Origin of the sequence: Pseudomonas sp. 2VD (assembly GCF_005503585.1) — a bacterium.
Classification (GTDB): Bacteria; Pseudomonadota; Gammaproteobacteria; order Pseudomonadales; family Pseudomonadaceae; genus Pseudomonas; species Pseudomonas aeruginosa.
The window spans coordinates 1-18,563 of the sequence record NZ_SCND01000083.1; the positions used below are offsets into that span (position 1 = coordinate 1).

At 66.6% G+C, this 18,563-nt stretch carries 18 protein-coding genes; 17 read left to right on the top strand and 1 reads right to left on the bottom strand.

The features are described from left to right. The 9 genes from FFS27_RS11950 to argR form a co-directional block, all read left to right on the top strand. Positions 1-464, top strand: a 464-nt coding sequence (locus FFS27_RS11950) for a TRAP transporter small permease (protein WP_137952023.1), incomplete at its 5' end; no start/stop codon positions are given. After that, positions 461-1,744 carry a C4-dicarboxylate TRAP transporter large permease protein DctM gene (gene dctM, locus FFS27_RS11955; protein ID WP_003085927.1) on the top strand — a complete coding sequence of 428 codons (1,284 nt, stop codon included), beginning with the start codon at positions 461-463 and terminating at the stop codon, positions 1,742-1,744. The genes FFS27_RS11950 and dctM, both read left to right, overlap by 4 nt. 182 nt (positions 1,745-1,926) lie before the next feature. Continuing rightward, positions 1,927-3,882, top strand: a complete 1,956-nt coding sequence (gene acs / locus FFS27_RS11960) for an acetate--CoA ligase (protein ID WP_003110260.1) — start codon at positions 1,927-1,929, stop codon at positions 3,880-3,882. A 540-nt stretch (positions 3,883-4,422) separates the two neighbouring features. Next, the gene (locus FFS27_RS11965) at positions 4,423-5,202 is read left to right on the top strand and encodes an ABC transporter substrate-binding protein (RefSeq protein ID WP_003085932.1); all 780 of its coding nucleotides are present in this window, start codon (positions 4,423-4,425) and stop codon (positions 5,200-5,202) included. 118 nt (positions 5,203-5,320) lie between these two features. Next, the gene (locus FFS27_RS11970; RefSeq protein WP_003085934.1) at positions 5,321-6,010 is read left to right on the top strand and encodes an ABC transporter permease; all 690 of its coding nucleotides are present in this window, start codon (positions 5,321-5,323) and stop codon (positions 6,008-6,010) included. A 16-nt stretch (positions 6,011-6,026) separates the two neighbouring features. After that, entirely contained in the window at positions 6,027-6,725 is a 699-nt protein-coding gene (locus FFS27_RS11975; RefSeq protein ID WP_003085936.1) for an ABC transporter permease, read from the top strand. A gap of 13 nt (positions 6,726-6,738) precedes the next feature. After that, positions 6,739-7,851: a M14 family metallopeptidase gene (locus FFS27_RS11980; protein WP_023096017.1), complete on the top strand. Its 1,113-nt coding sequence runs from the start codon at positions 6,739-6,741 to the stop codon at positions 7,849-7,851. An 18-nt stretch (positions 7,852-7,869) separates the two neighbouring features. After that, positions 7,870-8,634, top strand: coding sequence for an arginine/ornithine transport ATP-binding protein AotP (aotP, locus tag FFS27_RS11985; protein WP_003085940.1), 765 nt, complete (start codon positions 7,870-7,872; stop codon positions 8,632-8,634). Positions 8,635-8,666: 32 nt separating this feature from the next. Next, a complete protein-coding gene (gene argR / locus FFS27_RS11990; protein WP_021264329.1) occupies positions 8,667-9,656 on the top strand; it encodes a transcriptional regulator ArgR in 990 nt (329 codons plus the stop codon). 20 nt (positions 9,657-9,676) lie between these two features. Here argR and FFS27_RS11995 read toward each other — a convergent pair whose 3' ends face one another. After that, positions 9,677-10,000: a hypothetical protein gene (locus FFS27_RS11995; RefSeq protein ID WP_003134266.1), complete on the bottom strand. Its 324-nt coding sequence runs from the start codon at positions 9,998-10,000 to the stop codon at positions 9,677-9,679. 166 nt (positions 10,001-10,166) lie between these two features. Here FFS27_RS11995 and aruC point away from each other — a divergent pair, with 166 nt between their 5' ends. The 8 genes from aruC to ltaE form a co-directional block, all read left to right on the top strand. Then, on the top strand, positions 10,167-11,387 hold the full coding sequence (gene aruC, locus FFS27_RS12000; RefSeq protein WP_003085948.1) for a bifunctional succinylornithine transaminase/acetylornithine aminotransferase: 1,221 nt from the start codon (positions 10,167-10,169) through the stop codon (positions 11,385-11,387). 198 nt (positions 11,388-11,585) lie between these two features. Beyond that, on the top strand, positions 11,586-12,602 hold the full coding sequence (gene aruF, locus FFS27_RS12005) for an arginine/ornithine succinyltransferase subunit alpha (RefSeq protein ID WP_003085950.1): 1,017 nt from the start codon (positions 11,586-11,588) through the stop codon (positions 12,600-12,602). A gap of 11 nt (positions 12,603-12,613) precedes the next feature. After that, positions 12,614-13,636, top strand: coding sequence for an arginine N-succinyltransferase (astA, locus tag FFS27_RS12010; RefSeq protein ID WP_003110258.1), 1,023 nt, complete (start codon positions 12,614-12,616; stop codon positions 13,634-13,636). A gap of 42 nt (positions 13,637-13,678) precedes the next feature. Further along, the gene (gene astD, locus FFS27_RS12015; RefSeq protein WP_023435825.1) at positions 13,679-15,145 is read left to right on the top strand and encodes a succinylglutamate-semialdehyde dehydrogenase; all 1,467 of its coding nucleotides are present in this window, start codon (positions 13,679-13,681) and stop codon (positions 15,143-15,145) included. After that, on the top strand, positions 15,142-16,488 hold the full coding sequence (astB, locus tag FFS27_RS12020) for an N-succinylarginine dihydrolase (protein WP_003085956.1): 1,347 nt from the start codon (positions 15,142-15,144) through the stop codon (positions 16,486-16,488). The genes astD and astB overlap by 4 nt, the downstream gene beginning before the upstream one ends. 13 nt (positions 16,489-16,501) lie before the next feature. Next, positions 16,502-16,792 carry a hypothetical protein gene (locus tag FFS27_RS12025; RefSeq protein ID WP_003085959.1) on the top strand — a complete coding sequence of 97 codons (291 nt, stop codon included), beginning with the start codon at positions 16,502-16,504 and terminating at the stop codon, positions 16,790-16,792. Positions 16,793-16,805: 13 nt separating this feature from the next. Further along, complete coding sequence (astE, locus tag FFS27_RS12030) at positions 16,806-17,804, top strand: succinylglutamate desuccinylase (protein WP_003134260.1); 999 nt, start codon at positions 16,806-16,808, stop codon at positions 17,802-17,804. 144 nt (positions 17,805-17,948) lie between these two features. After that, positions 17,949-18,563 (top strand): low-specificity L-threonine aldolase (ltaE, locus tag FFS27_RS12035; RefSeq protein ID WP_132800730.1); only part of this gene is annotated, 615 nt, incomplete at its 3' end.

The window sequence follows — 18,563 nt, forward strand, 5'->3', positions numbered from 1 at the left end:
ACGCGATCCTCGGGGTAGCCCAGGACATGTCCTGGAGCAACGCGCTGACCAAGGCGCTGTTCGGCTGGCTGATCTTCCTCGGCATCGCCTACGGCGTACGCACCGCCGGCCACCTCGGGGTGGATGCCCTGGTGCGCCTGGCGCCGCGTCCCTTGCAGCGCCTGATCGGGATACTCGCCTGCCTCTGCTGCCTGGGCTACGCCGGGCTGTTCATGGTCGCCAGCTACGACTGGGTGAAGACCCTGTTGGTCGCCGGCATCGGCGCCGAGGACCTCGACCACTTCGGCATCCTCCAGGCCTACATCGCGGTGGTGGTGCCGGTCGGCTTCGGCCTGGTGCTGCTGCGCTACCTGGAAATCCTCGTCAACCTGTTGCGCGGTCGCCAGCTCGGGCTGGGCCTCGCCGACGAGGCCGCCGAGGCCTCCAAACTGGCCGGCGAAGAGGCCGGGGAGAACCGTCCATGACCGTGCTGATCCTGTTCCTGCTGCTGTTCCTGTTCATGTTCATCGGCGTGCCCATCGCCATCTCCCTGGGGCTGTCCGGCGCCCTGACGATCCTGCTGTTCAGCCCGGATTCGGTGCGCTCGCTGGCGATCAAGCTGTTCGAGACCTCCGAGGCCTACACCCTGCTGGCGATCCCGTTCTTCCTGCTCTCCGGCGCGTTCATGACCACCGGTGGCGTGGCGCGGCGCCTGATCGACTTCGCCAATGCCTGCGTCGGGCATATCCGCGGCGGCCTGGCGATCGCTGCGGTGCTCGCCTGCATGCTGTTCGCCGCGCTGTCCGGTTCGTCGCCGGCGACAGTGGCGGCGGTCGGCTCGATCGCCGTGGCCGGCATGGTCCGCTCCGGCTATCCGCGCGCCTTCGGCGCGGGGATCATCTGCAATGCCGGGACCCTGGGCATCCTCATCCCGCCATCGATCGTGATGGTGGTCTACGCCGCCGCCACCGAGACCTCGGTGGGCAAGCTGTTCGTCGCCGGGGTGGTTCCGGGGTTGTTGCTCGGGGTGATCCTGATGGTGGTGATCTACATCGTCGCACGGGTCAAGAAGCTGCCGGCGCAGCCGCGCGCCAGCTTCCGCGAGTGGCTGGCCGCCGCACGCCGTGCAGGCTGGGGCCTGTTGCTGCTGGTGATCATCCTCGGCGGCATCTATTCCGGGCTGTTCACCCCCACCGAGGCGGCGGCGGTGGCGGCGGTGTACTCGGCCTTCGTCGCGCTGTTCGTGTACAAGGACATGCGCCTGCGCGACTGTCCCAAGGTGCTGCTGGAGTCGGGGCGGCTGAGCATCATGCTGATGTTCATCATCGCCAACGCCATGCTCTTCGCCCATGTGTTGACCACCGAGCAGATCCCCCAGCAGATCACCGAATGGGTGGTGCAGGAAGGCCTGACCCCGATCGGCTTCCTGCTGATGGTCAACGTGGTGCTGCTGGTCGCCGGCAGCTTCATGGAGCCCTCGGCGATCGTGCTGATCCTGGCGCCGATCTTCTTCCCCATCGCCATGAAGCTGGGCATCGATCCGATCCACCTGGGTATCGTCATGGTGGTGAACATGGAGATCGGCCTGGTACACCCGCCAGTGGGCCTCAACCTGTTCGTCACCTCGGCGGTCACTGGCATGCCGCTGGGGGCGACCATCCGCGCGGCGCTGCCGTGGCTGATGATCCTGCTGCTGTTCCTGATCCTGGTGACCTACGTGCCGTTGATCTCGCTGTGGCTGCCGGGCCTGCTGGGCATGAGTTGAGGTCGCGGCGGCGGGGCGCGAGACGCGCTCCGCCGCCCGGCGCAAGGCTACGATCGGCGCGGCTTATAGCTACGATCGGCGCTGTCGCGCAGTGGTAAGACCATGGTCGTATGGTTCGTGGGGTGTGCGCTCGCTACAACTGGGCACAACAAAAACAACACTCACGTACCGAGGTTAAAGCCATGTCTGCGGCATCCCTGTACCCCGTGCACCCGGAAGCGGTGGCACGGACCTTCACCGACGAAGCCACCTACAAGACGATGTACCAGCAGTCCGTCGTCAACCCCGACGGCTTCTGGCGCGAGCAGGCCCAGCGGATCGACTGGATCAAGCCGTTCGAGAAGGTCAAGCAGACCTCCTTCGACGACCATCACGTGGACATCAAGTGGTTCGCCGACGGCACCCTCAACGTGTCGCACAACTGCCTCGACCGTCACCTCGCCGAACGCGGCGACCAGGTGGCGATCATCTGGGAAGGCGACGATCCCGCCGACCACCAGGAAATCACCTACCGCCAGCTCCACGAGCAGGTCTGCAAGTTCGCCAACGCCCTGCGCGGGCAGGACGTGCACCGCGGCGACGTAGTGACCATCTACATGCCGATGATCCCCGAGGCCGTGGTCGCCATGCTCGCCTGCACCCGCATCGGCGCGATCCACTCGGTGGTCTTCGGCGGCTTCTCCCCCGAGGCCCTGGCCGGACGCATCATCGATTGCAAGTCGAAGGTGGTGATCACCGCCGACGAAGGCGTGCGCGGCGGCAAGCGTACTCCGCTGAAGGCCAACGTCGACGACGCCCTGACCAACCCGGAAACCTCCAGCGTGCAGAAGATCATCGTCTGCAAGCGTACCGGCGCCGAGATCAAGTGGAACCAGCACCGCGACGTCTGGTACGACGACCTGATGAAGGTTGCCGGCAGCACTTGCGCGCCCAAGGAAATGGGCGCCGAGGACCCGCTGTTCATCCTCTACACCTCCGGCTCCACCGGCAAGCCGAAGGGCGTGCTGCATACCACCGGCGGCTACCTGGTGTACGCCTCGCTGACCCACGAGCGGGTCTTCGACTACCGTCCGGGCGAAGTCTACTGGTGCACCGCCGACATCGGCTGGGTCACCGGCCACACCTACATCGTCTATGGCCCGTTGGCCAACGGCGCCACCACCATTCTGTTCGAGGGCGTACCGAACTACCCCGACGTGACCCGCGTGGCGAAGATCATCGACAAGCACAAGGTCAACATCCTCTACACCGCGCCGACCGCGATCCGCGCGATGATGGCCGAAGGCAAGGCGGCGGTGGCCGGTGCCGACGGTTCCAGCCTGCGTCTGCTCGGTTCGGTGGGCGAGCCGATCAACCCGGAAGCCTGGCAGTGGTACTACGAGACGGTCGGCCAGTCGCGCTGCCCGATCGTCGACACCTGGTGGCAGACCGAGACCGGCGCCTGCCTGATGACCCCGCTGCCGGGCGCCCACGCGATGAAGCCGGGCTCCGCGGCCAAGCCGTTCTTCGGCGTGGTCCCGGCACTGGTGGACAACCTCGGCAACCTGATCGAGGGCGCCGCCGAGGGCAACCTGGTGATCCTCGACTCCTGGCCGGGCCAGGCGCGGACCCTGTTCGGCGACCATGACCGCTTCGTCGACACCTACTTCAAGACCTTCAAGGGCATGTACTTCACCGGCGACGGCGCGCGCCGCGACGAGGACGGCTACTACTGGATCACCGGGCGGGTCGACGATGTGCTCAACGTCTCCGGCCACCGCATGGGCACCGCCGAGGTGGAAAGCGCGATGGTCGCCCACCCGAAGGTCGCCGAGGCGGCGGTGGTCGGCATGCAGCACGACATCAAGGGGCAGGGCATCTATGTCTACGTCACCCTCAACTCCGGGGTCGAGCCGAGCGAGGCGCTGCGCCAGGAGCTGAAGCAATGGGTCCGCCGCGAGATCGGTCCGATCGCCACGCCGGATGTGATCCAGTGGGCGCCGGGACTGCCGAAGACCCGTTCGGGCAAGATCATGCGGCGCATCCTGCGCAAGATCGCCGCGGCCGAGTACGACACCCTCGGCGACATCTCCACCCTTGCCGACCCGGGCGTGGTCCAGCACCTGATCGAGACCCATCGCTCGATGCAGGCCGCCTGACTTCCGCCTGATCCGAAACGACCCCGCGCGGTGCGAGCCGCGCGGGGTCTTTCATTTGGCGGGGGCCGAGGAGGAGGGCGTTTCGAATGGGCTCGCGCCGGGAATGGGGCGGCGGTAACACTTCGGTGATGCGCGCCTGCGCATAATTGGGGCGAGAGGAAACGCTACGCACAGCCAAGGTGCGACACGGGGTAGCAGTCGAGGCGAGTCGTAGCGGCCAAGCCATTGAAGGAGAAGGAATTGGCAATTTATGGCTTGAGATTTGCTTTACTCATTGATTACACTTCGCGCTTTCCGGGCACAAATGTCGCTGCCTGTCAATATCGCCGAATGCCCTCTTCGGTGCTTTTATAATTAGTTGTCGCATTGAAGAAATAACCACTTTCGGCCTGTCGCTAGAATGCCGCTCACCCCAGCTGGCGCCCTGTCCACGAGAAGGCGCCATGCGCAAGAGCCGGTGATCACGCATATCCGTCGGCAGCCTGGGCAAGGTTCTATTTCTCCTGCCAATCGATGCCATCCCCTTCGAAGGAGTTCCAGATGAAGAAGCTCGCACTTCTCGGCGCCCTGGCGCTGTCCGTGCTCTCCCTGCCCACTTTCGCCGCCGACAAGCCGGTGCGCATCGGCATCGAGGCGGCCTATCCGCCGTTCTCGCTGAAGACCCCGGACGGCCAGTTGGCAGGCTTCGACGTGGATATCGGCAATGCCCTCTGCGAAGAGATGAAGGTGCAGTGCAAGTGGGTCGAGCAGGAGTTCGACGGCCTGATCCCGGCACTCAAGGTGCGCAAGATCGATGCGATCCTCTCGTCGATGACCATCACCGACGAGCGCAAGCGTTCGGTCGACTTCACCAACAAGTACTACAACACCCCGGCGCGCTTCGTGATGAAGGAAGGCGCCAGCCTCAACGATCCCAAGGCCGACCTGAAGGGCAAGAAGGCCGGCGTGCTGCGTGGCAGTACCGCCGACCGCTACGCCTCCGCCGAACTGACCCCGGCCGGCGTCGAAGTGGTGCGCTACAACTCCCAGCAGGAAGCCAACATGGACCTGGTGGCCGGTCGCCTCGACGCGGTGGTCGCCGATTCGGTGAACCTCGAAGATGGCTTCCTCAAGACCGATGCCGGCAAGGGCTACGCCTTCGTCGGTCCGCAACTGACCGATGCCAAGTACTTCGGCGAAGGCGTCGGCATCGCCGTGCGCAAGGGCGATAGCGAGCTGGCCGGCAAGTTCAACGCGGCCATCGACGCGCTGCGCGCCAACGGCAAGTACAAGCAGATCCAGGACAAGTACTTCAGCTTCGACGTCTACGGTTCGAACTGACGCTATCCGTCAGAGGTGGCACAAACGTCCGCGACGCCTCGCGCTGTTTGTGCCACTTTTTTATTGAGTGGACGCCACTGCTTTAGCGCTGCATTAGCTGCATAGAGGTACCGTTTTGATGATCACTGGCTACGGTGCGACCATCGTCGATGGCGCCTGGCTGACTCTCCAGCTGGCCCTGCTTTCCATGCTCCTGGCCATCGTCCTCGGCCTGCTGGGCGCGGCCTTCCGCCTGTCGCCGGTGCGCTGGCTGGCCTGGTGCGGCGACCTGTACGCCACGGTAGTGCGCGGCATCCCCGACCTGGTGCTGATCCTCCTGATCTTCTACGGCGGCCAGGGCCTGCTGAACTGGGTCGCCCCGCAACTCGGCTACGACGACTACATCGACCTGAATCCCTTCGTGTCCGGCGTCGGCACCCTCGGCTTCATCTTCGGCGCCTATCTCTCGGAAACCTTCCGCGGCGCCTTCATGGCGATTCCCAAGGGCCAGGGCGAGGCCGGCTACGCCTACGGCATGAGCCACCGCCAGGTGTTCTTCCGCATCCAGGTGCCGCAGATGATCCGCCTGGCGATCCCCGGCTTCACCAACAACTGGCTGGTGCTGGTCAAGGCCACCGCGCTGATTTCCGTGGTCGGCCTGCAGGACATGATGTTCAAGGCCAAGCAGGCCTCCGATGCGACCCGCGAGCCGTTCACCTACTACCTCGCCGTGGCCGGCCTGTACCTGCTGGTGACCAGCGTGTCGCTGCTGTTGCTGCGCCTGCTCGAACGCCGCTATTCGGTCGGCGTGAAAACCGCGGAACTGTGAGTCAAGGGGCCCTATCGTGATCTTCGATTTCTCCGTCATCTGGGACAGCCTTCCGCTCTATTTCGACGGCCTGCTGGTCACCCTCAAGCTGCTCTCGATCTCCCTGCTGATCGGCCTGCTGCTGGCGGTGCCGCTGGCGCTGATGCGGGTCTCCAAGCAGCCGCTGGTGAACTTCCCGGCCTGGCTCTACACCTACGTGATCCGCGGCACGCCGATGCTGGTCCAGCTGTTCCTGATCTACTACGGCCTGGCGCAGTTCGACGCGGTGCGCGAGAGCGCGCTGTGGCCCTGGCTGTCGAACGCGTCCTTCTGCGCCTGCCTGGCGTTCGCCATCAACACCAGCGCCTACACCGCCGAGATCCTCGCCGGCAGCCTGAAGGCCACGCCCCATGGCGAGATCGAGGCGGCCAAGGCGATGGGCATGTCGCGCCTGAAGATGTACCGCCGCATCCTCCTGCCATCGGCACTGCGGCGTGCGCTGCCGCAGTACAGCAACGAAGTGATCATGATGCTGCAGACCACCAGCCTGGCGTCCATCGTCACCCTGGTGGACATCACCGGCGCCGCGCGAACCGTCTATTCGCAGTACTACCTGCCGTTCGAAGCGTTCATCACCGCCGGCCTGTTCTACCTGTGCCTGACCTTCATCCTGGTGCGCCTGTTCAAGCTTGCCGAGCGCCGCTGGCTGGCCTACCTGGCGCCGCGCAAATCCTGATCCGGAGGACCGCATGGAGCGTATCGACCACCTGCTGCCGTGGAGCACCCTGGGAAGCGAGAAGCGCCTGAGCGTGTTCCGCTTCGGCTGCGGCGCGCGCAAGGTCTACATCCAGTCCAGCCTGCACGCCGACGAGCTGCCGGGCATGCGCACCGCCTGGGAGCTGAAGCAGCGGTTGCGCCTGCTGGAGGCGGAAGGCCGCCTGCGCGGTACCGTCGAGCTGGTGCCGGTGGCCAATCCGGTCGGTCTCGGGCAGATGATCCAGGCGCTGCACCAGGGGCGCTTCGAAATGAGCAGCGGGCGCAACTTCAACCGCGATTTCCCCGACCTGCTGGACGCGGTGATCGACAGCGTCGGCGAGCGCCTCGGCAGCGATCCGGCGGCCAATGTCGCGCTGGTCCGCCAGGCCCTGCGCGCGGCGCTGGACGCCCTGCCGCCGGCGACCTCGGAACTGGAGGGCATGCAGCGCCTGCTCTATCGCCACGCCTGCGACGCCGACCTGGTGCTCGACCTGCATTGCGACTTCGAGGCCGCCATCCATCTCTATACCCTGCCGCAACAATGGCCCACCTTCGCCTCCCTGGCCGCGCGCTTGGGCGCCGCCGTCGGGCTGCTCGCCGAGGAGTCCGGCGGCGGTTCCTTCGACGAGGCCTGCTCGGTGCCGTGGCTGCGCCTGTCGCGCCTGTATCCGCGCGCCGAGCTGCCGCTGGCCTGCCTGGCGACCACCGTCGAACTCGGCGGCCAGGCCGATACCACGGCGCAGCAGGCCGAGGGCAACGCCGCGGCGATCCTGGCCTTCCTCGCCGAGCAGGGCTTCGTCGAGGGCGAATGGCCGGCGGCGCCCGAAGCCTGCTGCGAAGGCTTGCCCTTCGAAGGCACCGAATACGTCCACGCCCCGCATACCGGCGTGGTGAGTTTCCTGCGCCGGCCGGGCGAATGGGTGGAGGCGGGCGAACCGCTGTTCCAGGTCATCGATCCCCTGGCCGACCGTGCCAGCACCGTGTGCGCCGGAGTTTCCGGCGTGCTTTTCGCCATCGAACGGATGCGCTACGCGCAGCCGGGACTCTGGCTGGCCAAGGTGGCCGGTCGTCAACCGATCCGTCAGGGACGCTTGCTCAGCGACTGATTAGCCGAGAACACACACATGTACAAACTGGAAGTCCAAGACCTGCACAAGCGCTACGGTAGCCACGAGGTGCTCAAGGGCGTCTCGCTGGCGGCGAAAGCGGGCGACGTGATCAGCATCATCGGCTCGAGCGGTTCCGGCAAGAGCACCTTCCTGCGCTGCATCAACCTGCTGGAACAGCCGCACGCCGGCAAGATCCTGCTCAACGGCGAGGAGCTGAAGCTGGTGCCCGGCCGCGACGGCGCGCTGAAGGCCGCCGACTCCCGCCAGTTGCAGCGCATGCGCTCGCGCCTGTCGATGGTGTTCCAGCATTTCAATCTGTGGTCGCACATGAGCGCCCTGGAGAACGTCATCGAGGCGCCCGTGCATGTGCTCGGCGTGTCGAAGAAGGAAGCCATCGAGAAGGCCGAGCACTACCTGGCCAAGGTCGGCGTGGCGCACCGCAAGGACGCCTACCCGGCGCACATGAGCGGCGGCGAGCAGCAGCGCGTGGCGATCGCCCGGGCGCTGGCGGTGGAGCCGGAAGTGATGCTGTTCGACGAGCCGACCTCGGCGCTCGACCCCGAACTGGTGGGCGAAGTGCTGAAGGTCATGCAGGACCTGGCGCAGGAAGGTCGCACCATGGTGGTGGTGACCCACGAGATGGGTTTCGCCCGCGAGGTGTCGAACCAGTTGGTGTTCCTGCACAAGGGCCTGGTCGAGGAACACGGCTGCCCGAAGGAAGTCCTCGCCAACCCGCAGTCGGACCGCCTCAAGCAGTTCCTCTCCGGCAGCCTCAAGTAACATTCATCGCAGAGGCCGGCTAAGCTGCTCCCATGACTGTCCAACCCCAACGCATCGGTTTCCTCCTCTGGCCCGCCACCCGCGCGCTGACGCTATCGCTTGCCGAGGAAGCCCTGCGGGCGGCCCGGCGGTTGCACCCCGAGGCGCTCTACGAGCCGCTGTTCCTGCTCGCCGAAGCGCCGGCCGAAGAGGAGGGCTGGCGCCTGCCGGGAACGGCCTGGAACGGCAGGCTGGAGCAATGCTCGCGGCTGTTCCTGGTCGCCGACGAGGCGCCGGCGGCGGTGTCGCCAGCGCTGGGCCTGGCGCTCAAGCAACTGGCGCGTTCGGGAGCGGCGATCGGCGCGCTGTCCGCCGGCATCTACCCGCTGGCCCAGCTCGGCCTGCTCGACGGTTATCGCGCCGCGGTGCACTGGCGTTGGCACGATGACTTCACCGAGCGCTTCCCCAAGGTCATCGCCACCAACCACCTGTTCGAGTGGGATCGCGACCGCATGACCGCCTGCGGCGGCATGGCGGTACTCGACCTGCTGCTGGCGCTGCTGTCCCGCGACCATGGCGCTGAACTGGCCGGCGCGGTCTCGGAAGAGCTGGTGGTGGAGCGCATTCGCGAAGGCAACGAGCGCCAGCGCATCCCGCTGAAGAATCGCCTCGGCTCCAGCCATCCGAAGCTGACCCAGGCGGTACTGCTGATGGAAGCCAATATCGAGGAGCCACTGACCACCGACGAGATCGCCCAGCATGTGTGTGTTTCGCGGCGCCAGTTGGAACGGATCTTCAAGCAATACCTGAACCGCGTACCCAGCCAGTACTACCTGGAGCTGCGCCTGAACCGCGCGCGGCAGATGCTGATGCAGACCAGCAAGTCGATCATCCAGATCGGCCTGTCCTGCGGTTTCTCTTCCGGGCCGCATTTCTCCAGCGCCTACCGCAACTTCTTCGGCGTCACTCCGCGCGAGGACCGCAACCAGCGGCGCGGCGGCAGCGCCTTCGAGACGACCTTCACTCCCGTCGAACGCGGCTGATCGCCAACGGCGCGGCGGTTTCAGCCGGGCTTTGCGACGCCCCGGGAGGCGGATCGCCTCGGGAAGTCGCCGAGTTCGCGACGGGCCGTCGGAATGATCGCCTCCAGCAGTTCCAGCGGAACGTCGCTGGCGAACAGGTTGACCACGAAACGCCGGCCGGCGTCGTCGCGAAATACCTCGAACAGCGGCTGTTCGCCGCGCCAGCACTCCAGGCCGAGGCCGTCGCGCGGATTGACGTCGGAGGCGAAGACGAGACGGTAGTCGATTCCCTCGATGGGCATGGCTTGTTTCCCTGCTGTTCCCGCCCGCGGGGCGGCGTAGAAGAAGTATGCACCCGAGTGCATCGCGCGTTTACACTGCGCCTTCCCGATGCTTTCTGTCGCATTTCCGAAAGCCGCGGAAATTCCCGGGTTGGCGCTATAACAAGTTGTCGCATGGCGGCAATGCCGGCCCGGTCCCAATCCCTACAATCCTTTCATCGATAGCCGCCTTCAGGCAGGAGAAACACCGATGTCCGCTCCCCATGCGCAGGTAGAACGTGCCGATTTCGACCGGTATATGGTCCCCAACTACGCCCCCGCCGCCTTCATCCCGGTGCGAGGCGAGGGATCGCGCGTCTGGGACCAGAGCGGCCGCGAACTGATCGATTTCGCCGGCGGCATCGCCGTGACCTCCCTGGGCCACGCGCATCCGGCGCTGGTCAAGGCGCTCACCGAGCAGGCCCAGCGCATCTGGCACGTTTCCAACGTCTTCACCAACGAGCCGGCCCTGCGCCTGGCGCGCAAGCTGGTGGACGCCACCTTCGCCGAGCGGGTGTTCCTCGCCAACTCCGGCGCCGAGGCCAACGAGGCGGCCTTCAAGCTGGCTCGCCGCTACGCCAACGATGTCTACGGCCCGCAGAAGTACGAGATCATCGCCGCCAGCAACAGCTTCCACGGGCGCACCCTGTTCACCGTCAACGTCGGCGGCCAGCCGAAGTATTCCGATGGCTTCGGGCCCAAGTTCGAGGGTATCACCCACGTTCCCTACAACGACCTGGAAGCGCTGAAGGCGGCGATCTCCGACAAGACCTGCGCCGTGGTGCTGGAACCGATCCAGGGCGAGGGCGGCGTGCTGCCGGCGCAGCAGGCCTACTTGGAAGGGGCGCGCAAGCTGTGCGACGAGCACAACGCGCTGCTGGTCTTCGACGAGGTCCAGAGCGGCATGGGCCGGGTCGGCGAGCTGTTCGCCTACATGCACTACGGCGTGGTCCCGGACATCCTCTCCAGCGCCAAGAGCCTGGGCGGCGGCTTCCCTATCGGTGCGATGCTGACCACCGGCGAGATCGCCAAGCACCTGTCGGTCGGCACCCACGGCACCACCTACGGCGGCAACCCGCTGGCCTCGGCGGTGGCCGAGGCGGCGCTGGACGTGATCAATACCCCGGAAGTGCTGGATGGCGTGAAGGCCAAGCATGAGCGCTTCAAGTCCCGCCTGCAGAAGATCGGCCAGGAGTACGGCATCTTCGGCGAGATTCGCGGCATGGGCCTGCTGATCGGCGCAGCGCTGACCGACGAGTGGAAGGGCAAGGCCAGGGATGTGCTCAACGCCGCCGAGAAAGAGGCGGTCATGGTGCTCCAGGCCAGCCCGGACGTGGTGCGCTTCGCGCCGAGCCTGGTGATCGACGACGCCGAGATCGACGAAGGCCTGGAGCGCTTCGAGCGCGCCGTGGCCAAGCTGGTCCGCGGCTGAGCGAACCCACGGGGCCCCGGCGCAGGCCGGGGCACCCGATGCGACATCCCGGAGCGGCCCGCGACGGAGCCGGGAACCGTGCCGCCGTGCGTGGCGCGGGATCTTCCCTGCTGGACGTTCGAAACCGTGGCACAGGAAGGTGCCGCGGTCCCGCGCATGGATGCGGCAATCATCGTTGTCTGAGAAAGGAGTGACGCCATGTTGGTGATGCGCCCCGCCCAAGCGGCCGACCTGCCACAGGTGCAGCGTCTGGCGGCGGACAGCCCGGTAGGCGTCACGTCCTTGCCGGATGACGCCGAACGCCTGCGCGACAAGATCCTCGCTTCCGAGGCCTCGTTCGCCGCGGAGGTAAGCTACAACGGCGAGGAAAGCTATTTCTTCGTCCTCGAGGACAGCGCCAGCGGCGAGCTGGTCGGCTGCTCGGCGATCGTCGCCTCGGCCGGGTTCTCGGAACCGTTCTACAGCTTCCGCAACGAAACCTTCGTGCACGCCTCGCGCTCGCTGTCGATCCACAACAAGATCCATGTCCTCTCGCTGTGCCACGACCTTACCGGCAACAGCCTGCTGACCAGTTTCTACGTACAGCGCGACCTGGTGCAGAGCGTCTATGCCGAACTCAACTCGCGCGGTCGCCTGCTGTTCATGGCCAGCCATCCGGAGCGCTTCGCCGACGCGGTGGTGGTGGAGATCGTCGGCTACAGCGACGAGCAGGGCGAATCGCCGTTCTGGAACGCGGTCGGGCGCAACTTCTTCGACCTGAACTACATCGAGGCGGAAAAGCTCTCCGGGCTGAAGAGCCGCACCTTCCTCGCCGAACTGATGCCGCACTATCCGATCTACGTGCCGCTGTTGCCGGATGCCGCCCAGGAATCCATGGGCCAGGTTCACCCGCGAGCGCAGATCACCTTCGACATCCTGATGCGCGAAGGCTTCGAGACCGACAACTACATCGACATCTTCGATGGCGGCCCGACCCTGCACGCGCGCACCTCGGGGATTCGCTCGATCGCCCAGAGCCGGGTGGTTCCGGTGAAGATCGGCGAGGCGCCGAAGAGCGGGCGTCCATACCTGGTCACCAACGGCCAGTTGCAGGACTTCCGCGCGGTCGTGCTGGACCTGGACTGGGCGCCCGGCAAGCCGGTGGCCCTGAGTGTTGAAGCCGCCGAGGCCCTGGGCGTCGGCGAAGGCGCCAGCGTGCGCCTGGTAGCGGTCTGAAGGAGCCAGTCATGATCGTACGTCCTGTTACCAGCGCCGACCTGCCGGCCCTGATCGAGCTGGCGCGCAGCACCGGCACCGGCCTGACCACCCTGCCGGCCAACGAGCAGCGCCTGCAGCATCGCGTCAGTTGGGCCGAGAAGGCCTTCCGTGGCGAGGCCGAACGCGGCGACGCCGACTACCTGTTCGTCCTCGAGGACGACGCCGGCAAGGTCGTCGGCATCTCCGCCATCGCCGGAGCGGTAGGGCTTCGCGAACCCTGGTACAACTACCGGGTCGGCCTCACCGTGAGCGCCTCGCAGGAACTCAACATCCATCGCGAGATCCCCACGCTGTTCCTGGCCAACGACCTGACCGGCAATTCCGAGCTGTGCTCGCTGTTCCTCCACGCCGACCACCGCAGCGGCCTCAACGGCAAGCTGCTGTCGCGCGCGCGCTTCCTGTTCATCGCCGAATTCCGCCACCTGTTCGGCGACAAGCTGATCGCCGAGATGCGCGGCATGTCCGACGAGGAGGGGCGTTCGCCATTCTGGGAAAGCCTCGGCCGGCACTTCTTCAAGATGGAATTCTCCCAGGCCGACTACCTCACCGGGGTCGGCAACAAGGCCTTCATCGCCGAGCTGATGCCGAAGTTCCCGCTCTACACCTGCTTCCTCTCCGAGGAGGCGCGCGGGGTGATTGGCCGCGTCCATCCGAACACCGAGCCGGCGTTGGCCATGCTCAAGGCCGAGGGCTTCAGCTACCAGGGCTACGTCGACATCTTCGACGCCGGCCCGGCGATCGAGGCCGAGACCGACAAGATCCGCGCCATCGCCGAGAGCCAGAACCTGGTGCTGGCGGTGGGCACTCCCGGCGACGACGCCGAGCCCTACCTGATCCACAACCGCAAGCGCGAAGACTGTCGCATCACCGCCGCGCCGGCGCGGGCCGCCGCCGGCACCCTGGTGGTCGATCCGCTGACCGCCAAGCGCCTGCGCCTGTCGGCCGGCGCCTCGGTACGCGCGGTGCCGCTGTCGGCGCAGAAGCGCGCTTGAAAGCCTGATGGAGGCGTCCCGGCGAGGGCGCCCGAGGAGTCGATGATGAGTACCCATTACATTGCCGGCCAGTGGCTGGCGGGCCAGGGCGAGACCCTGGAGTCCCTCGACCCGGTTGGCCAGGGCGTGGTCTGGTCCGGGCGCGGCGCTGACGCCGCCCAGGTCGATGCCGCCGTGCGTGCCGCCCGCGAGGCCTTCCCGGCCTGGGCGCGGCGCCCGCTGGAGCAGCGCATCGAGTTGCTCGAGCGCTTCGCTGCGACCCTCAAGTCCCGCGCCGACGAGCTGGCCCGGGCGATCGGCGAGGAAACCGGCAAGCCGCTGTGGGAGTCGGCCACCGAAGTGACCAGCATGGTCAACAAGGTGGCGATCTCGGTGCAGGCGTTCCGCGAGCGCACCGGCGAGAAGTCCGGTCCGCTGGCCGACGCCACCGCCGTGCTGCGGCACAAGCCGCATGGCGTGGTGGCGGTATTCGGTCCCTACAATTTCCCCGGCCACCTGCCCAACGGGCATATCGTCCCGGCGCTGCTGGCCGGTAACTGCGTGGTGTTCAAGCCCAGCGAGCTGACCCCGAAGGTCGCCGAGCTGACGCTCAAGGCCTGGATCGAGGCCGGCCTGCCGGCCGGCGTGCTCAACCTGGTCCAGGGCGGTCGCGAAACCGGCGTCGCGCTGGCCGCCCACCGTGGGCTCGACGGTCTGTTCTTCACCGGCTCCAGTCGCACCGGCAACCTGCTGCACAGCCAGTTCGGCGGCCAGCCGCAGAAAATCCTGGCGCTGGAGATGGGCGGCAACAACCCGCTGGTGGTGGAGGAGGTCGCCGACCTCGACGCCGCCGTCTACACCATCATCCAGTCCGCCTTCATCTCCGCCGGCCAGCGCTGCACCTGCGCCCGCCGCCTGCTGGTGCCGCAGGGCGCCTGGGGCGACGCACTGCTGGCGCGCCTGGTGGCGGTCAGCGCTACCCTGCGGGTCGGCCGCTTCGACGAACAGCCGGCGCCGTTCATGGGCGCGGTGATTTCGCTGAGCGCCGCCGAGCACCTGCTCAAGGCCCAGGAGCATTTGATCGGCAAGGGCGCACAGCCGCTGCTGGCGATGACCCAGCCGATCGACGGCGCCGCCCTGCTGACCCCGGGCATCCTCGACGTCAGCGCGGTGGCCGAGCGACCGGACGAAGAGTTCTTCGGGCCGTTGTTGCAAGTGATCCGCTACTCCGATTTCGCTGCGGCGATCCGTGAAGCCAACGCCACCCAGTACGGCCTGGCCGCCGGGCTGCTGTCGGATTCCCGCGAGCGTTTCGAGCAGTTCCTCGTGGAAAGCCGCGCCGGCATCGTCAACTGGAACAAGCAGCTCACCGGCGCCGCCAGCAGCGCGCCGTTCGGCGGTATCGGCGCGTCCGGCAACCACCGGCCGAGCGCCTACTACGCCGCCGATTACTGCGCCTATCCGGTCGCCTCGCTGGAAAGCCCCAGCGTGTCCCTTCCTGCCACCCTGACTCCCGGGATCAGCCTATGAATGCCCATGAAGTGAATTTCGACGGCCTGGTCGGCCCGACCCACAACTACGGCGGCCTGTCCTACGGCAATGTCGCTTCGCAAAGCAACAGCCAGGCGGTGTCCAACCCGAAGGAAGCGGCGAAGCAGGGCCTGGCGAAGATGAAGGCGTTGATGGAGATGGGTTTCAAGCAGGGGGTGCTCGCCCCGCAAGCCCGCCCGGATACCGCTGCGCTACGTAGCCTGGGCTTCTCCGGCAGCGACGAGGAGGTGATCCGCCGCGCGGCGAAGGAAGCGATGCCTCTCCTCGCCGCCTGCAGTTCGGCGTCGAGCATGTGGACCGCCAATGCCGCCACGGTCAGCCCGAGCGCCGACACCGCCGACGGCCGCGTGCATTTCACCGCGGCCAACCTGAACTGCAAGTTCCACCGATCCATCGAGCATCCCACCACCAGCCGCGTGCTGGCGGCGATGTTCAACGACGAGCGGCATTTCGCCCATCACGCGGCGCTGCCGGCGGTGAGCCAGTTCGGCGACGAAGGCGCGGCCAACCACACGCGCTTCTGCAAGGACTATGGCGATGCCGGCGTGGAGTTCTTCGTCTTCGGTCGCAGCGCCTTCGACAGTCGCTTCCCGGCGCCGCAACGCTATCCGGCGCGCCAGACCCTGGAAGCCTGCCAGGCGGTCGCGCGCCTGCACGGGCTGAGCGAGGCCGGAGTGGTCTACGCTCAACAGAACCCGGCGGTAATCGACCAGGGCGTGTTCCACAACGATGTGATCTCGGTGGGCAATGGCGAGGTGCTGTTCCATCACGAGGACGCCTTCCTCGATACCGAGAAGGTCCTTGCCGAACTGCACGACAAGCTTGGCCGCCGCGGCGGCCGCTTCCGCGCCATCTGCGTGCCGCGCGACCAGGTCGCGGTGGAGGACGCGGTGAAGTCCTATCTGTTCAACAGCCAACTGCTGTCGAAGGCCGACGGTTCGATGCTGCTGGTGGTACCGGAGGAGTGTCGGAACAACCCGCGGGTCTGGAACTACCTGGACCAGCTCACCGGCGACGACGGCCCGATCCGCGAAGTGAAGGTCTTCGACCTCAAGCAGAGCATGCAGAACGGCGGCGGCCCGGCCTGCCTGCGCTTGCGCGTGGCGCTGCAGGAGCGGGAGCTGGCGGCGGTGAATCCGGGGGTGATCATGAGCGCCGGCCTGTACGACACGCTGGTAGCCTGGGTCGACCGGCACTACCGCGACCGCCTGAGCGAAACCGACCTGGCCGACCCGCAACTGCTGCTGGAGTGCCGGACGGCATTGGATGAACTGACGCAGATCCTTAAACTGGGCTCGGTTTATTCCTTCCAACTCGATTGAGAGCCTCGCCACCATGTCCGATAGCCTGCAACTGATCCTCGAAGATACCGACGGCACCCAGCTGGAAACTTCCTGCACCCGTTTCGCCGTGGTCTGGCAGGGCAAGGAAGTGTGGGTCCAGCAAGCCGGCAACGGCCAGTTGCTGATCGGCGTCGACGTCGAAGACGGCGATACCGAATACACCAACCTGCTGCTGCGGCCGATGGCGACCAACCTGGTCAGCCTGCAACTGGAGATGGAGCCGATCGAAGAGGGCGACGACCACGAGCACGGCCCCGACTGCGGCTGCGACCACACCCACTGACTGAGGACATCCCATGCTCGCCCTCGGCAAACTGCTCGACTTGACCCTGGCCGGCCGCGAGCCGACCGAGAAGATCCAGCTCACCGCCGACGGCACCCGCCTGCACTGGCTGGCCGAGGGCGCGCTGGAAGTCACGCCGATCGGCGCCCGCGACAACGGCGTCGACCTGTTGCTCTCGGCCGGTATCCACGGCAACGAGACCGCGCCCATCGAACTGCTCGAACGGCTGATCCGCAAGGTCGCCGCGGGCACCCTCAAGCCTGCCGCCAGGGTCCTCTTCCTGTTCGGCAATCCCGAGGCCATCCGCCGCGGCGAGCGCTACGTCGAACAGGACATGAACCGCCTGTTCAACGGTCGCCACGAGGAGGGCAGCGGCAACGAGGCCTTCCGTGCCGCCGAGCTGGAGCGCCTGGCCCAGGTGTTCTTCAGCAAGACCGAGCGAGTCCACCTGCACTACGACCTGCATACCGCGATCCGCGGCTCGAAGATCGAGCAGTTCGCCCTCTACCCCTGGGCCGAGGGCCGCGAGCATTCCCGCAGCGAACTGGCCCGCCTGCGCGACGCCGGCATCGAGGCGGTGCTGTTGCAGAACAAGCCGGGCATCACCTTCAGCGCCTACACCTACGGCCAGCTCGGCGCGGAGGCCTTTACCCTGGAACTGGGCAAGGCACGTCCGTTCGGAGAGAACCAGGAGGTCAACCTGGAGCGCCTGGAGCGGAGCCTGGAGCTGCTGATCGACGGCAGCGAGGAACAGCCGGACGGCTCCCGGCTCGACGGCCTCAAGCTGTTCAGCGTGTCGCGCGAGGTGATCAAGCACAGCGACCACTTCCGCCTGCACCTCGACGATGACGTGGCCAACTTCACCGAACTCTCGCCGGGCTACCTGCTGGCCGAGGATATCGGCGGTACGCGCTGGGTGGTGGACGAGGTCGGCGCGCGCATCATCTTCCCCAATCCACGGGTGAAGAACGGCCTGCGTGCCGGAATCCTGGTGGTGCCGGCCAAGCTCTGAGGCGTATCGGCCTTCCCTCTCGATCATGACGGAGCGCTTCGGCGCTCCGTTTCCGTTGCGGCCGGGAAGATTTCCCGACTTCCCTTGTGGCTGTCGGTAGAGCGCCGTAGGATCGGGCTTTTCCGCCGAACCGAGGAGCCCTCCGTGCCTGTCATCGACCTGCGCAGCGACACCGTCACCCAGCCCACCGCCGGCATGCGCGAAGCCATGGCCGCGGCCGAACTGGGCGACGACGTCTATGGCGAGGACCCTACGGTCAACCGCCTGGAGGCCGAACTGGCGGCGCGCCTGGGCTTCGCCGCGGCGCTCTTCGTACCGACCGGGACCATGAGCAACCTGCTCGGATTGATGGCCCACTGCGAGCGCGGCGACGAATACATCGTCGGCCAGCAGGCGCATACCTACAAATACGAGGGCGGCGGTGCCGCGGTGCTGGGCTCGATCCAGCCGCAGCCGATCGACGGCGAGGCCGACGGATCGCTCGACCTGGACAAGGTCGCGGCGGCGATCAAGGCCGACGACTTCCATTTCGCCAGGACCCGCCTGCTGGCCCTGGAAAACACCATGCAGGGCAAGGTGCTGCCGCTCGACTACCTGGCCGCGGCGCGCGCTTTCACTCGCGCGCGTGGCCTGGCCCTGCACCTGGATGGCGCGCGCCTGTACAACGCGGCGGTGAAGCTGGGCGTAGACGCCAGCGAAATCACCCGGCACTTCGACTCGGTGTCGGTGTGCCTGTCCAAGGGCCTCGGTGCGCCGGTG